We start from the raw sequence: 15,342 nt of genomic DNA on the forward strand, positions 1-15,342 counted from the left end.
AAATAACTATGTCATTTAAACTTCCAAAATTACCTTATTCATATAAAGATTTTGAACCTTATATAGACAAAAAAACGATGGATATTCATTATAATAAACATCATGCTACTTACACAAATAACTTAAATAAAGCTATTTCAAATACAAGTATGATGAATTTATCCATAATAGAAATTTTAAAAAAAGCTCATATGGAATCTCCAATAATACGGAATAATGGAGGAGGTTTTTATAATCATAATCTTTTTTGGAAAATATTAATTCCTCATACAAAATATACTCATCCAAGTAGAGAATTCAATGAAATTATTCAAAAAAACTTTGATTCTTTTGATTCTTTTAAAGACAATTTTTCCAATATTTCAGCTAAGCATTTTGGTTCTGGATGGACTTGGTTATGTGTAAAAGATGACAAATTAACAATTTGTTCTACAAAAAATCAAGATAACCCTCTTATGTATGGAATGGGTTGTGAAGGAATTCCAATATTAGGATTGGATATTTGGGAACACGCTTATTATTTGCAATATCAAAATCGTCGTTCAGATTATATCTATTCTTTTTGGAAAATAGTGAATTGGATAAAAGTGGAAGAAAATTACAAAAAAACAAAAAATAAATAATATTTTTTTTCGTGGGAAAAATTATATTAGAAAATATTAAATTATTTGGATTTCACGGATGTATGCCAGAAGAGAAATATGTTGGATCTCATTATACGATTTATCTGGAAATTGAATTTGATTTTCATCAAGCATCTACTAATGATGATTTATCTAAAACTATTAATTATGTAGATTTGTATTCCATTGTCAAAAAAGAAATGAATATTAATTCTAAATTAATTGAACATTTAGCACAAAGAATAATTCAAAAAATAAAAGAATATAAAAAATCTTTAATAAAAAATACAAAAATAAAAATTTGTAAGGAAAATCCTCCGTTACAAGGAAATGTAGATAGAGTATGCATTATTTTAGATGATTGATTATTGTTTATTTATTTATGGCACTGTGGCCGAATGGAAAGGCATGGGTCTGCAAAACCTTTCATAGCGGTTCGATTCCGCTCTGTGCCTTTTTAAACTTTTCCGTATACATTTAAATTTTTTTAAAAATCAATAAATTAACTTTATTGTATAAAAAAGGATGAAAATAAATAATATTCTGATTTCACAACCTCTTAGTGGAGCTTCTAATGCCCCATATATAAAACTTAGTAAAAATAGAAATATAAATATTGATTTTCGATCTTTTATAGAAGTAAAAGGAGCATCATCCAGTGATGTAAGAAAACAGAAAATAAACTTTTCTGATTTTACCGTAGTTTTTTTTATTAGTAAAAAATCTGTAGATCATTATTTTAGATTGGCAGGATCAATGCGTTTTAAAGTTCCTGTTTCTATGAGATATATTTGTCAAACAAAAAATATAGCTTATTATTTACAAAAATATATTGTTTTTCGAAAAAGAAAAATTCATATTGGAAATAAATCATTCAAAGATATACTCCCTTATATTCAAAAACATTCCCAAGAAAAATTCCTTCTACCTTCTTCGGATATACTAAAACCAGAAATTCCTGATATATTAAATCAACAAAATATTTTTTGGAAAAGAGCTGTTTTATATAAAACAACTTCTAGCGATTTATCTGATTTAAAACATATATATTATGATATTTTAGTTTTTTTTAGTCCAGCAGAAATCAAATCTTTATTTGATAATTTTCCTAATTTTGATCAAAACAATATCAAAATTGCTACATTTGGAAAAAACACATTAGATGCTGCTTATAAAGCAGGATTACAAATTGATATAAAAGTACCAACACCCGAATTTCCTTCTATGGCTATGGCTTTAGAAAAATATATTATAAAAAACTAAAATAAGTTAGAATCTAATTAAAAGTTTTTTACAAATCAATTACATTCAAATTTCAGAATCAGTATTTATTTTATTCTACTGTTACTGATTTTGCCAAATTTCTTGGTTGATCTACATTTTTTCCACGAATATAGGCAATTTGATAAGCAAATAATTGAAGAGGAATAACCGTTATTAACGGACTAAGTATTTCAGAAATATTCGGTATTTTTATCACATGATCTGCTAACATATTAACTTGAATATCATCGTCATTAACAATCGCTATAATTTTTCCTTTTCTAGCTTTTATTTCTTGAATATTTCCTATAATTTTATTGTAACACTCATTTTTTGTCGCAATAACAAATACTGGCATAGTTTCATCAACTAAAGCTATCGGACCATGTTTCATTTCTGCTGCAGGATAGCCTTCCGCATGAAGGTAGGATATCTCTTTTAATTTTAAAGCCCCTTCTAAAGCTACCGGAAAATTAATCCCTCTACCTAAATAAAGAAAATTATTTACACTATGATATACTTGAGATATTTTTTTTATAATATCATCCGTTTTTAATGCATAATCAACTTTTTCTGGAATAGATCCAAGTTCTTCACATAAAAATTTATAACGATTATCATTAATCGTAGATCTATATTTTCCTATAATTAAAGCCAATAAAACAAGAACTGTAATTTGTGCTGTAAAAGCTTTCGTAGAAGCTACACTGATTTCAGGACCTGCATGTGTATAAGCTCCTGCATCTACATTTCGTGCGATGGATGATCCTACTACATTGCAAATACCAAACACAAAAGCTCCTTTTTTTTTTGCTAATTTCAAAGCGGCTAAAGTATCAGCTGTTTCTCCTGATTGAGAAATTACAATGACGATATCTTTTTTTTCTACAATAGGGTTTCTATAGCGAAATTCAGAAGCATACTCTACTTCTACACGAATACGTGCCAATTCTTCTAATAAATATTCTCCTATTAAACTGGCATGCCATGAGGTCCCACATGCTATTATGGTTATACATTTAGCATTTATAAAAATATTTTTGTTAGATTCAATTCCATCAATGCAAATAATTTTTTCTGGAATTAATAATCTACCTCGTAAAGTATCTAAAATTGTTTTAGGTTGTTCATATATTTCTTTCAACATGAAAGATTTATATTTTCCTTTCTCAATTTCTTTTAAGTTGATTTGAAGTTGTTTAATAATTGGATTTAATCTATGGTTATCTATAATCTTTCTAAGATCTAATTCCTCTCCTTTTTTAAGGATTGCCATTTCTCCATCTTTTAAATAAAGAACATTTTTTGTATAATCTATAAAAGAAATGGGATCAGATGAAACAAAAAATTCTTTTTCATTAATTCCCAAAGACAAAGGACTTCCCAATTTTGCAATAATAATTGTTTCGGGATGAGATTTTTCCACTATAGCAATAGAATATGCACCAACAATTTCATTTAATGAAATTCTTACCGCTTCTTTTAAAGATAATTTATTTTCTTCTTTAATATATTCAATCAAATTAACAAGAACCTCTGTATCTGTTTTACTCTTAAAAGTAAATCCATTTTTCAACAGAATAATTTTAATAGCATAATAATTTTCTATAATTCCATTATGAATCATAATCAATTCATTAGAATTAGAAACATGGGGATGAGCGTTAATATTATCTGGGATTCCATGAGTAGCCCATCTTGTATGCCCAATTCCCATTGTTCCTTTTATTTTAATTCTATATGAAGAAATTTTTCGTTCCAATTCATGAACTCTTCCCTTTCTCTTATATAAATTATATCCATTTTCAAAAAAAACAGCAATACCAGAACTATCATATCCTCTATATTCCAATTTTTTTAATCCACTAATAAGAATAGGATAAGCTTCTCTATAACCCAAATAACCAATTATACCACACATTTTAGATAAAAATATCTATTATTTAATTAATTTATTTGTTCTAAAATAGTTTCTTTATAAAATTGTTGATAAACATTTTCTATTTCTTCTACAGGATAATATTTTAATACTAATAGTTTATTCAATTTTATAAAACTTTCTATTTCTTCTGTAAAAAAAAGATCTCCTTTTATAATTGCATCTGAGAAATACATACATAATTTGATTAAATTAAAATAATTTGGATTTTCCAACAATTTTAATTTTCTGGATGTTATACCATCAAATTTTATTTTTTGAATAATATCTTTATTCAAAAAACCCTTAAAAGGTTTATTATAAATAGATACGATAATTTTTACATTTTTATATACAGGATCATTTTTATAAAAATTTTTAATATATAAAGGAATCAAAGAACTTATCCATCCATATATATGAATAATATCAGGTTTCCAATTTAGTCTTTTTACAGTTTCTAAAACTCCTTTTGTAAAAAATAAAGCTCTTTCATCATTGTCTATAAAAAAAACTTCATTTTCATCTTCATCTATTGCTTTTCTTTTGAAATATTCTTCGTTATCTATAAAATAAACTTGTAATCTAGCATCAGGAATAGATGCTACTTTTATTAATAAAGGTTGATCAATATCATTAATCACTAAATTCATGCCTGATAAACGAATAACTTCATGTAATTGATGTCTTCTTTCATTTATGACTCCAAAACGAGGCATAAATATACGTACATCGTTTCCTATTGATTGCATAAACTTAGTGGCTTTTAATACCGATAAGGATATCGGATTCTCTGAAGAAAAAGGAAATAAATCCGAAGAAACATATAATATACGTTTACCTGTCATCTTAAGAGTTATTTTTTATTTTTTTATATATATAGTAAAAAATCGGATCATTGCAAATATAATAAATAATATCCTAAGTTTAATAACAAAAATAAAACAGTGATTTTTTTATTAAAAATTTTTAGATTATAGATTTTAACTTTTTATAGATAGATATGTTTTTGTCATGAAAAAAAAAATAAAAAAGAAATATTACAATAATTTATCTACAGGATTTATTAAAATTACTAATCATGGATATGCATTTGTTCACATAAAGAAATTACAAAAAGATGTTTTTATTCCAAAAAATAAAACCCATAAAGCATTAGAAGGTGATTTAGTAAAAATTAGATTTTATTATAATCGAAAAGGAGTGAAAATGGAAGGAGAAGTATTAAAAATCATAAAAAGAAAAACTAAACAATTTATTGGAATTTTAAAAAAATCAAATATCAAATTTGATGATCAATATGGAATTGTACATAATAATAATATTCATGTAGATATTTTAGTTTCCATGAAAAAATTGGAGAAGTATCATCACAATGATAAGGTTTTAGTTCAAATCATATCATGGCCTAAAAAATTGAAAAATCCTTTGGGAAAAATCATAAAAGTATTCGGATCTTCTGGAGAATACAAGACAGAAATTTATTCTTTATTAGAAGAATATAAAATATCCTATAATTTTTCAAAAAAAATAGAAAATGAAGCTAAAAAAATTTTTTCCGAACAAATTACAGATCTAAGATTTAGAAGAGATATGCGAAACGTAAATACTTTTACTATAGATCCTTTAAATGCAAAAGATTTTGATGATGCTCTTTCTATTAGAAAATTGAATACTGATATTTGGGAAATAGGAGTACATATCTCTGATGTTTCTCATTATATAAAAGAAGGTAGTTTATTAGATCAAGAAGCATATTCACGTGCTACATCAATTTACTTTGTAGGAAAAGTTGTTCCTATGTTTCCAAAAATATTATCTAATGATCTTTGTTCTTTACAACCAAAAAAAGATAAATTAAGTTTTTCTTATATTTTTAATATAAATAGTAAAGGAGAAATATTGAAAAATTGGTTTGGAAAAACCATAATACGATCTGATCGAAAGTTCACATATGAAGAAGTTCAATGTATTATAGATCAAAAAGAAGGAGATTATTATGAAGATATTTACACATTATTTTCATTTTCTAAAATATTAATTCAAAATCGATTAAAAAATGGAGGAATTTATCTGGAAAAAGTGGAAGTAAAGTTTCATCTAGATGAAAAAAACAATCCAATATCTTTACATTTGGAAAAAAACAATGATGCTCATCGTTTAATTGAAGAATTTATGTTATTAACTAATCGAAAAATTTCAGAATTTGTTAGCTTAAATTTGAATGGAATACCTTCTAATAAACTATACATTTACAGGGTACATGATAAACCGGATTTTCAGAAGATTCTATCTCTTAAAAAAATTATAGAACCTTTAGGTTATTTTTTAGATTTAAAAAATTTAAAAACTGCTATAAATCATTTACTGAAACAAATCAAAGGAAAACCAGAACAAAATATGATTGAAAATTTAATTCTTCGTTCCATGAGTAAAGCTAAATATTCTACAAAAAATATAGGACATTATGGTTTATCTTTCATATATTATACGCATTTTACTTCTCCCATAAGAAGATATTCAGATATAATTGCTCATCGTTTATTATATTATTATTTAAATAAAACAAGGAATACAAATGAAAAATACAAACTTAAAACGATGGAATGTTATGAAAAACAAACCTTACATTGTAGTTATAAAGAACGTTTAGCTATAGATATAGAAAGAGAATTTCTAAAATTCATACAAGTAAAATATATAATAAAATTTATAGGAAAAGAATTTTATGGTATTATTACAGGATTTACTGATTGGAGTGTTTATATTGATTTATTATTGTTTCAAACTGAAGGAATGGTAAGATTACGTGATATTAAAGAAGATTCTTATATTTTAAATCCGAATAATTATAGTATAATTGGAAAAACAAAAAGAAAAACTTATTATTTAGGAGATAAAGTAAAAGTAAAACTTATGAATGTCAATCTAGAAAAAAAACAAATAATTCTTGATTGGATTGATTATATATAATAAATACATAAATTCATTACTGTTATATTCTAACAGAAGAAGGAACGAATATTGTATAATCTCCTCCATTTTTTATCACATCTCTCACAAAATAAGAACTTATATGAGATTTATTATAAGAAGAAAAAAGAAAAACTGTTTCAATAATATGTTTTTTGTATAATTCTTTATTTATCAAAAATATATTTTTTTCAAATTCAAAATCCAATTGATTTCGTATTCCTCTTAATAAAAATTTAGCTTTTCTTTTTATGCAAAAAGAAATTGTTAATCCGTTGAATGAATCGATCTCTATTTTCTGTGATAAACTTAAAAAAGTTTTTTGTATCCACTGTTTTCTTTTTTTAAGAGGAAACATATTTTTTTTTTCAAAATTTTTTCCTATAGCTATAACAATTTTGTCAAACAAATTTAAACTCCTAATAATAATATCATAATGTCCTAAAGTAATAGGATCAAAAGATCCAGGAAATACTGCTATTTTTTTATTCATTTTTTAGAAATATATTTATATATAAATTTTTTTTTGGAAAAAATCATTTATTTTTTCTTCTAAATTAGAATATTATTAAAATAAATAATGAACAAATCATGCTATCATTGTTTAAATAAATGTGTAAAAAAAGAAAATTTTTTAAAAAAAAAATGTTATGAACTTAATATATTGGATTGGTTATCTAATATTCAATCTCCTTTTGAAGACAAAAAATATAATATTGTAGAAATACAATTTAAAAATAATAGAAAAGAATTTTTTCTTAATCAAGAAAACATATCTCTTGATCAGGGTGATATTGTAACTGTAGAAACTAAATCCGGTATAGGATATGATGTAGGAGTAGTTTATTTAACTGGAGAATTGGTAAGATTACAAATAAAAAATCAAACTATTAATTCAAATACTTTTAAAAAAATATACAGAAAATCAACATATAAAGAAGTAAATATTTGGAAATATTTAAAAAAAAAAGAAATTACAATTCTTTTTAAAGCTAAAAAAATTGCAAAAAATCTAAATCTTATTATGAAAATTTGTGATGTTGAATATCAAGGAGATGGAGTAAAGGCTATTTTTTATTATACAGCTGAAAATAGAATTGACTTTAGAGAGTTAATTAAAAAATTATCTTTTCATTTTCATACGCGTATAGAAATGCGTCAAATAGGATCTAGACAAGAGGCTGCAAAAATTGGTGGAATCGGTTCTTGTGGTCGTGAACTTTGTTGTTCCACTTGGCTAAAAAAATTTAAAAGTGTAACAACCAATTCAGCAAGATATCAACAACTCTCTATAAATATTCAAAAATTAACCGGACAATGTAGTAAATTAAAATGTTGTTTGAATTATGAATTAGATGCTTACTTAGATGCTATAAAAAATTTTCCAGATTTCAATAGAAAAATTTACACAAAAAAAGGAGTAGCTCAATGTATGAAAATTGATGTTTTTAAACAAAAAATGTGGTTTTCTTATATTAAAAATCCCAATACTTGGTTTAAAATAGAAGTAAAAAAAATTAAAGAAATTTTAGAAAAAAATAAAATAGCACCTTCTTTGGAAAAATTATCAACTATCAATACTATTCAAAAAACAGAATTAACATTTAAAGATCTATCTATATAACAAAAACATTTATTCATAAATAAAATAATTTTTTCGTGTATAAAAAAAGTACAAAAATAAATTCTTTCTTTTATAAACTTATTTTTTATTTTTGGTTTTTATTTATTATAGGAATAAGTATTATTATTATTATTTTTTATGCAGCTTTTAAAGGTTATTTAGGAGACTTACCTAGTACTCAGGATATAGAAAATCCTGCGATGAAAGTAGGATCAGAGGTATATGACTCTAATGGAATTCTATTAGGAAAATTTTTTTCCGAAAATAGAACTTTAGTTACTTATAAACAACTTCCAAAAAATCTCGTCAATGCCCTTCTTGCAAAAGAAGACATTCGTTTTAAATATCATTCTGGAATTGATATTAAATCTTTTCTTAGAGCCATTCTTTCTTTGGGAAAAAAAGGAGGAGGAAGTACTATATCACAACAGTTGGCTAAACTTCTTTTCACAGGACCATCTGCAAAAAATAAAATCCAAAGAATCCATCAAAAACTTTTGGAATGGGTAATGGCTATTGAATTAGAAAAACGTTATACAAAAGAAGAAATTGTTACTATGTATTATAATAAATTTGATTTTTTGTATAATGCAAAAGGAATAGAAACAGCAGCTCATACTTATTTCAATAAAAAAGTTTCTGAACTCAATTTAGGAGAATGTGCTATTTTAGTGGGGATGCTAGAAAATCCTTCTTTGTATAATCCTAGAAATTATCCTGATAGAACAAAAAAACAAAGAAATTTGGTTTTACATCAAATGAAAAAATACAATTTTTTAAATATACATAGATATAAAAAAGAATTGGAAAAACCTGTAAAAATAAATTTTAAAATACAAAAAAAAAATTTCGAATTACTTACTTATTATGGAGAATTTTTAAAAAAAGAAATTCAAGAAGCTTTAGATGAATATGAAGAAAAAACTGGAAAAAAACTTAATCTATATTCTAGTGGATTAAAAATATATACATCAATTGATGCTAAAATGCAAAATTATGCAGAAAAAGCCGTAAAAAGACATCTTAGTCAATTACAAATTTTATTTAATCGTTTTCAAAAAAAAAATAAAAATGCTCCATTTTTAAATATTTCTAAAAAAAAAACAAAACAGATTCTTATATCTGCTATGCATAGAACTTCTCTTTATCAAGATTTAAAACAAAAAGGATTCAAAGAAGAAGAAATTATAGAAATTTTTAAAAAACCACAATTAATCAAATTATTTACTTGGAAAGGATCCAAAAAAGTATTTATGTCTCCATGGAATTTTATTCGTTATCAAAAAAGTATTATACAAGCAGGAATGTTATCAGTAGAGTCATCTACCGGATTTATTAAAGCATGGGTAGGAGGAATAGATTTTAAGTATTTTCAATATGATCATGTAGCACAAACACAACGTCAAGTTGGTTCTGTTTTTAAACCTATTTTATATGCTACAGCTATTAATGAATTACATTATAATCCTTGTACAAAAATTTCAAATGAAAAATTTCATTTAGGAAAATGGAGTCCTAGAAATTCTAATGGAAAATACGGAGGTTTTATCACTTTAAAAGATGGATTAGCTTTTTCTGTGAATACTATTTCAGCTCGTTTAATTTCAAAAATTACTCCAGGTCCAGTAATTAGCTTAGCGAAAAAAATGGGTATTATTTCTATAATTCCTAAACATCCATCTATTGCACTTGGTTCTGCTGATTTGACTTTATATGAAATGACAGGAGCATTTAATACATTTACAAATTATGGAAATTATATAAAACCCTCTATTTTAGTAAAAATAGAGAATGAAAATGGAAATTTAATTAAAGAGCATATAGATATTAGTAGAAGACAAGTTTTTAGCGAAGAAGTAGGATATATTATGTTAAAATTAATGCAAGGAGTAGTTAAATATGGAACAGCAAAAAGATTACAATCTTACAATCTTATAGGAGAAATAGCTGGAAAAACAGGAACAACAAATGAAAACTCAGATGGATGGTTTATAGGAATGATTCCTAATTTAACTACTGGAGTTTGGGTAGGTTGGGAAGATAGATTTTCTCATTTTGATAGCATTAAATTAGGACAAGGAGCAAATATGGCTTTACCTATATGGGCTTATTATATGAAAAGTTTGTATAAAGATATGAATTTGATTTATCATGATAAATTATTGTTTCACAAACCTAAAAATTATCAATCTTATTGGGATCATTGCAATGATGAAATCCATCATCATATTAAAGAAGAAAACGTGATTAATGAAGAAGAAAAAGAAGAGGAAAAAAAATCTTTAAAAGAAATTATAGATTTTGATAAAAAATTGAATTTAGAAAATTGAAAATATTATGATAAATAAGTAATATATGATCAAAAAAATATTAATATTGGATAAAAATCATCCTTTTATTATATATAAATTAAAAAAAAAAGGATTTATTTGCGATGAAAATTACAACGATACAACAGATCAAATTAATTTATCTACATATGATGGTGTCATTTTAAGAAGTAGATTAAAAATAGATAAGAAATTTATTGAAAAAGCTACAAACTTAAAATTTATAGCTCGTATTGGATCTGGAACAGAAAATATAGATAAAGATTATGTTATAAAAAAAGGAATCACTTTAATTTCTTCTCCAGAAGGAAATAAAGATGCAGTAGCAGAACATGCTATAGGAATGCTTTTATGCATGATGAATCATATAATTCATTCACATCAACAAATCATTACAGGAAAATGGAGCAGAGAGACCAATAGAGGAATAGAAATTATGGGAAAAACAATAGGGATTATTGGATATGGAAACACAGGAAAAGCTTTTGCAAAAAAACTATCAAATTTTGAGGCTAAAATATTCTGTTATGACATTTTGCCTGAAGTAGGAGATATTTACGCAAAACAAGTAAACATAAGTACTATTTTTAAAAAATCAGATGTAATAAGTTTACATGTTCCTTATACAAAAAAGACAAAGGGAATGATAAACTATAATTTTATAAAAAAATTTTCTAAACCTTTTTATTTGATAAATACTTCTCGTGGAAGATGTTTAATTACAAGTCATTTAGCAAAAGCATTAAAAAATGGAAAAATATATGGAGCATGTTTAGATGTATTAGAATATGAAAATTTTTCTTATAGTAATATTTTTTTAAATCAAAAATTTCATAAAAGTTTTTTCTATCTTATTCATTCTAATAAAGTCTTATTTACACCACATATTGCAGGATGGACTAAAGAATCAAAATTTAAAATGGATAGACAAATTGTGGAAAAAATTATTTTTTTAAATCAAAAACTTCATAAAACATGATTTTGTAATTATTATAAAAATTAAATTTTTTTGTTTTTTTGACTCTTAATATACATCTTTTAAGTATCTTCCTTCTTGTTTCATTTTTTTCAAAAAAAATGTAGAATTACATTTCCCTACTTCTTCTATAACACGAGATATCATTTTTTCTACATCTACACTCATAGGAGTTTTATTACCACAAATATAAACATAGGCTCCATTTTTGATCCATGAAAAAAATTCTATTCTATTTATCCATATTTTATCTTGCACATAAATTTTTCTTTCCTGATCTCTAGAAAAAGATAAAATAATACGATAAAGAATTCCTTTTTTTTTCCAATTTATAATTTCTTTTTTGTATAAAAAATCTGTATCAAAATGTTGATCTCCAAAAAACAACCAATTCTTACCCGTAGCTTTTATCGCTTCTCTTTCATATAAAAAAGAACGAAAAGGAGCAATTCCAGTTCCAGGTCCAATAAGAATTATATTTTTATCAAAATCAGGTAATTTAAATATTTCATTTTTATAAATGAAAAAATATAATTCATCTCCTATTTTAAGTTTAGATAAAAAATCAGAACAATGACCATATACCGTTTTTCCATTTAATTGAAAACGATGACGAGATACAGTAATATGAATAACATTTTTATGAGCTTTAGGAGATGAAGAAATAGAATATAATCTAGGTTTTATAGGCTCTATAATTTTTATTAAATCTTTTAAAGAAAATTCATTTTTCATAGGAAATTTTATTAAAAGATCAATAAGTTTCCATTTTTTTTTTAAAGAAATATTTTTTTTTTCTGATAAAAAAGAATATTTCTTTAAAAAGTTTTCAGATAAAAAAAGAATATTGAATTTTTTTTTCAAAAGATAAAATATTTTATTTTTTTCTTCATATTTATATTCTTCAAATTCTTTTTTTCTATTTTTTTTTACATATTCTATAATATGATCTCTTTCTCTAGAAGGATTTTCAGGAAATATACCTATAGAGTCTCCAGGAGAATATTCAATTTTATTTGAAACGAAAATTTCAATATGATGAATTTCTTTATTCGAACTTTTTTCTTGATTATTTAAAATTATATTTTTTAAAATTTTTCCACATATTTTTTGATTTTTTTTTTTCGTATAAATTTCATTTTTTTTTTTTTTAAAAAAATTTAAAATTTCGTTTCCCCATTTATTTGATTGATTTTCATAATCTACGTCACATTTGTATAATGGAATAATTCTTATTGCTCCTATATCATACAAACGTTTATCTACATCTTCTCCTGCTTTACAAAAATAAGTATAGGATTTGTCCCCCAATGCTAATACGCTATATTTCAGATTTTTTAAAAACAAATTTTTATTATGATGAATAAAATCAAAAAAAGATTTTGCAGAAGAAGGAGGTTTTCCTTCCCCATGTGTACTCATTACAATAAAAAAATAATCTTCTTTTTCTAAATTTTTTAAACAATATTGATCTAAACTAATTAATTTTATTGGAATTTTTTCTTTTTTAGCTTTTTCATAAATATCAAAAGCTAAGTTTTTAGCATTACCTGTTTCTGTACCATAAACCAACGTAATTTTTTTTTCCTCTTTTTTGATTTCTTTAGAATCTTTTTTTTTATAAAATAATAATCCGGATATATAGCCACACATCCATATCATTTCTTCTTGAGAGGATTCTTCTATTAATTTAAAAAATATTTTATTATTTGATTCAGATAACATTTGAATTTTTTTTTAATACTATAAAATTGTTCATAATATTTTTAGAATAACTTTTTTATTCAAAAAAACCGAAAAAACTACAATTTTACCATTTTTAATCAATAAACTAAAAAAACAGAAAATAAAATGATTCATTTTTTTTTCTTAAAAAAGATTATCAACTGATAAATATCTTTCTCCAGTATCATAATTTACTGTTAAAATTGTGGATTTTTTTGAAAAATTAGATAATTGTTTCTCTATAGCAGACAATGAAGCTCCAGTAGATATTCCAACAAGAATTCCTTCTTTTTTGGCCATTTTTCTAACATAATGAAAGGCATCTTCTTTAGAGACTAAAAAAGAACCATCTAATATTTTGACATTCAAAATAGACGGAATAAAACCTGCACCTAGTCCTTGTAAAGCATGAGAATTTGGTTCTCCTCCAAATATAACTGGTGATTCTATAGGTTCCACAGAGAATATTTTTATATCCGGAAACTTATTTTTCAATACTTCTCCTATTCCGGTAATATGACCTCCAGTTCCCACTCCTGTAATGAAATAATCTATTCCTTTAGGAAAAGCGTTTATTATTTCTTTTGCCGTTGTATTTTTATGTATATTTGGATTCGAAATATTATCAAATTGTTTAGGCATCCAAGAATTTGGAATAGTGTTAATTAATTCTTCTGCTTTTTGAATTGCTCCTCTCATTCCCTGTTCTTTTGAAGTTAAAACAAATTTTGCTCCAAAAATAGAAAATAATTTCCTTCTTTCAATACTCATAGATTCTGGCATAACTAAAATTAAACGATATCCTTTTACAGAACAAACCATAGCTAATCCTATTCCTGTATTTCCAGAAGTTGGTTCTATAATAATATCTCCTTTGTGAATTTTTCCTTTTTTTTCTGCATCTTCTATCATAGATAAAGCTATTCTATCTTTTATGCTTCCTCCAGGATTATTTTTTTCCAATTTTATCCATACCTGATGATTAGGAAATAATCTTTTAATACGTATATGAGGCGTATTTCCGATAGTTTTTAAAATGCTATCAACTTTCATTTCTTTTATATCATAAAATTAATGGGATCAGGAAAAGGACTGTTATTTCTCATTTTTATTTCGTTTTTTTGATATACTATAGAAAAAGGAGGTATACTTTTTGTCAACCAAACATTCCCTCCAAGTACACTATCATGACCTATTATAGTTTTTCCTCCTAAAACAGTGGCCCCAGCATAGATTGTGACTTTATCTTCTATTGTAGGATGACGTTTTGTATTTGCTAATTTTTTATCTACATAAATAGCTCCTAAAGTTACACCTTGATAGATTTTAACTTTATCTCCTATTTTCGTACTAGAACCTATAACAATTCCTGTTCCATGATCAATAGCGAAAGCCTTTCCTATTGTTGCAGATGCATGGATATCCACTCCCGTTTTACTGTGTGCATATTCTGTAATCAATCTGGGAATAATTGGAATTTTTTGAATCCATAATTGATGTGCAATCCTATATAATGCAGTAGCAAAAAAACCGGGATAAGAAAGAAAAATTTCTTCTATAACTGTTGCGGCAGGATCAGATTTTAATATTGCATTAGCATCTATTATCAACGTTTGATAAATATTAGGAATTTCTTGAAAAAAAACTCGAGTAAGAGTATTAGAATTTTTTTTATTTATATTCAATTCAATAAAAATTTCATACAAAAGTATTTGTAATTTTTCGTATTCTTTTTTAAAAAAAACTACATCATTCAAAATATTCTGATTAGGAGTAAATAAAGTATGAAATAATTTTTTCACAAAAATTTCAGATTTATTTTTATTAGGAATAATCTTTTTATTTTTATTATTTTCGAATATAGTTGTTAAAAAATCTAACATTTATTTTTTTTTGATTTTATTGGATTA

The 15,342-nt window shown here is 24.5% G+C and carries 13 protein-coding genes and 1 tRNA gene; 8 read left to right on the forward strand and 6 right to left on the reverse strand.

Annotated features, from left to right (window positions below; genetic code table 11):
• The first annotated feature begins 8 nt into the window (after positions 1–8).
• The 4 genes from H0H57_RS01745 to H0H57_RS01760 all read left to right on the forward strand — a co-directional run bounded on the left by H0H57_RS01745 (position 9) and on the right by H0H57_RS01760 (position 1,886).
• Positions 9–623, forward strand: a complete 615-nt coding sequence (locus H0H57_RS01745) for a superoxide dismutase (protein ID WP_185863589.1) — start codon at positions 9–11, stop codon at positions 621–623.
• Between the two features lie 11 nt (positions 624–634).
• Positions 635–988, forward strand: a complete 354-nt coding sequence (gene folB / locus H0H57_RS01750) for a dihydroneopterin aldolase (RefSeq protein WP_185863590.1) — start codon at positions 635–637, stop codon at positions 986–988.
• Between the two features lie 19 nt (positions 989–1,007).
• Positions 1,008–1,078: transfer RNA gene (locus tag H0H57_RS01755), tRNA-Cys, on the forward strand.
• A gap of 70 nt (positions 1,079–1,148) precedes the next feature.
• The gene (locus H0H57_RS01760) at positions 1,149–1,886 is read left to right on the forward strand and encodes a uroporphyrinogen-III synthase (RefSeq protein ID WP_185863591.1); all 738 of its coding nucleotides are present in this window, start codon (positions 1,149–1,151) and stop codon (positions 1,884–1,886) included.
• Between the two features lie 70 nt (positions 1,887–1,956).
• On the opposite strand, the gene glmS is transcribed toward H0H57_RS01760, so the two are convergent.
• The gene (gene glmS, locus H0H57_RS01765) at positions 1,957–3,807 is read right to left on the reverse strand and encodes a glutamine--fructose-6-phosphate transaminase (isomerizing) (RefSeq protein ID WP_185863592.1); all 1,851 of its coding nucleotides are present in this window, start codon (positions 3,805–3,807) and stop codon (positions 1,957–1,959) included.
• A 26-nt stretch (positions 3,808–3,833) separates the two neighbouring features.
• Complete coding sequence (locus tag H0H57_RS01770; RefSeq protein ID WP_185863593.1) at positions 3,834–4,652, reverse strand: glycogen/starch synthase; 819 nt, start codon at positions 4,650–4,652, stop codon at positions 3,834–3,836.
• 166 nt (positions 4,653–4,818) lie between these two features.
• On the opposite strand from H0H57_RS01770, the gene rnr reads away from it, so the two are divergent.
• Positions 4,819–6,777, forward strand: coding sequence for a ribonuclease R (rnr, locus tag H0H57_RS01775; RefSeq protein ID WP_185863594.1), 1,959 nt, complete (start codon positions 4,819–4,821; stop codon positions 6,775–6,777).
• A gap of 22 nt (positions 6,778–6,799) precedes the next feature.
• Here rnr and coaD read toward each other — a convergent pair whose 3' ends face one another.
• Positions 6,800–7,270, reverse strand: coding sequence for a pantetheine-phosphate adenylyltransferase (gene coaD, locus H0H57_RS01780; protein ID WP_185863595.1), 471 nt, complete (start codon positions 7,268–7,270; stop codon positions 6,800–6,802).
• Positions 7,271–7,357: 87 nt separating this feature from the next.
• On the opposite strand from coaD, the gene H0H57_RS01785 reads away from it, so the two are divergent.
• Genes H0H57_RS01785 through H0H57_RS01795 form a run of 3 tightly spaced genes read left to right on the forward strand, consistent with a single transcriptional unit; the run spans position 7,358 to position 11,710 of the window.
• Entirely contained in the window at positions 7,358–8,401 is a 1,044-nt protein-coding gene (locus tag H0H57_RS01785; protein WP_185863596.1) for a PSP1 domain-containing protein, read from the forward strand.
• Between the two features lie 35 nt (positions 8,402–8,436).
• Entirely contained in the window at positions 8,437–10,731 is a 2,295-nt protein-coding gene (locus H0H57_RS01790; protein WP_185863597.1) for a transglycosylase domain-containing protein, read from the forward strand.
• Positions 10,732–10,756: 25 nt separating this feature from the next.
• Positions 10,757–11,710 (forward strand): NAD(P)-dependent oxidoreductase, encoded by a 954-nt coding sequence (locus tag H0H57_RS01795; protein WP_185863598.1) that lies wholly within the window; start codon positions 10,757–10,759, stop codon positions 11,708–11,710.
• Positions 11,711–11,755: 45 nt separating this feature from the next.
• Here the strand turns inward: H0H57_RS01795 and H0H57_RS01800 are convergent, their stop codons facing one another.
• The 3 genes from H0H57_RS01800 to H0H57_RS01810 form a co-directional block, all read right to left on the reverse strand.
• Positions 11,756–13,432, reverse strand: a complete 1,677-nt coding sequence (locus tag H0H57_RS01800) for a diflavin oxidoreductase (RefSeq protein WP_185863599.1) — start codon at positions 13,430–13,432, stop codon at positions 11,756–11,758.
• Positions 13,433–13,576: 144 nt separating this feature from the next.
• Positions 13,577–14,485, reverse strand: a complete 909-nt coding sequence (cysK, locus tag H0H57_RS01805) for a cysteine synthase A (protein WP_185863600.1) — start codon at positions 14,483–14,485, stop codon at positions 13,577–13,579.
• Between the two features lie 5 nt (positions 14,486–14,490).
• On the reverse strand, positions 14,491–15,315 hold the full coding sequence (locus tag H0H57_RS01810; RefSeq protein WP_185863601.1) for a serine O-acetyltransferase: 825 nt from the start codon (positions 15,313–15,315) through the stop codon (positions 14,491–14,493).
• Positions 15,316–15,342 lie beyond the last annotated feature (27 nt).

The organism is Blattabacterium cuenoti, assembly GCF_014251755.1.
Lineage (GTDB): Bacteria > Bacteroidota > Bacteroidia > Flavobacteriales > Blattabacteriaceae > Blattabacterium > Blattabacterium cuenoti_AN.

What these genes read in the sequence shown, in the direction of transcription:
- H0H57_RS01800 (WP_185863599.1), bottom strand. Translation starts at nt 13,432, where the DNA reads ATGTTATCTGAATCAAATAATAAAATATTTTTTAAATTAATAGAAGAA.
- rnr (WP_185863594.1), top strand. Translation starts at nt 4,819, where the DNA reads ATGAAAAAAAAAATAAAAAAGAAATATTACAATAATTTATCTACAGGA.
- glmS (WP_185863592.1), bottom strand. Translation starts at nt 3,807, where the DNA reads ATGTGTGGTATAATTGGTTATTTGGGTTATAGAGAAGCTTATCCTATT.
- H0H57_RS01795 (WP_185863598.1), top strand. Translation starts at nt 10,757, where the DNA reads ATGATCAAAAAAATATTAATATTGGATAAAAATCATCCTTTTATTATA.
- H0H57_RS01745 (WP_185863589.1), top strand. Translation starts at nt 9, where the DNA reads ATGTCATTTAAACTTCCAAAATTACCTTATTCATATAAAGATTTTGAA.
- H0H57_RS01810 (WP_185863601.1), bottom strand. Translation starts at nt 15,315, where the DNA reads ATGTTAGATTTTTTAACAACTATATTCGAAAATAATAAAAATAAAAAG.
- H0H57_RS01785 (WP_185863596.1), top strand. Translation starts at nt 7,358, where the DNA reads ATGAACAAATCATGCTATCATTGTTTAAATAAATGTGTAAAAAAAGAA.
- coaD (WP_185863595.1), bottom strand. Translation starts at nt 7,270, where the DNA reads ATGAATAAAAAAATAGCAGTATTTCCTGGATCTTTTGATCCTATTACT.
- H0H57_RS01770 (WP_185863593.1), bottom strand. Translation starts at nt 4,652, where the DNA reads ATGACAGGTAAACGTATATTATATGTTTCTTCGGATTTATTTCCTTTT.
- cysK (WP_185863600.1), bottom strand. Translation starts at nt 14,485, where the DNA reads ATGAAAGTTGATAGCATTTTAAAAACTATCGGAAATACGCCTCATATA.
- H0H57_RS01760 (WP_185863591.1), top strand. Translation starts at nt 1,149, where the DNA reads ATGAAAATAAATAATATTCTGATTTCACAACCTCTTAGTGGAGCTTCT.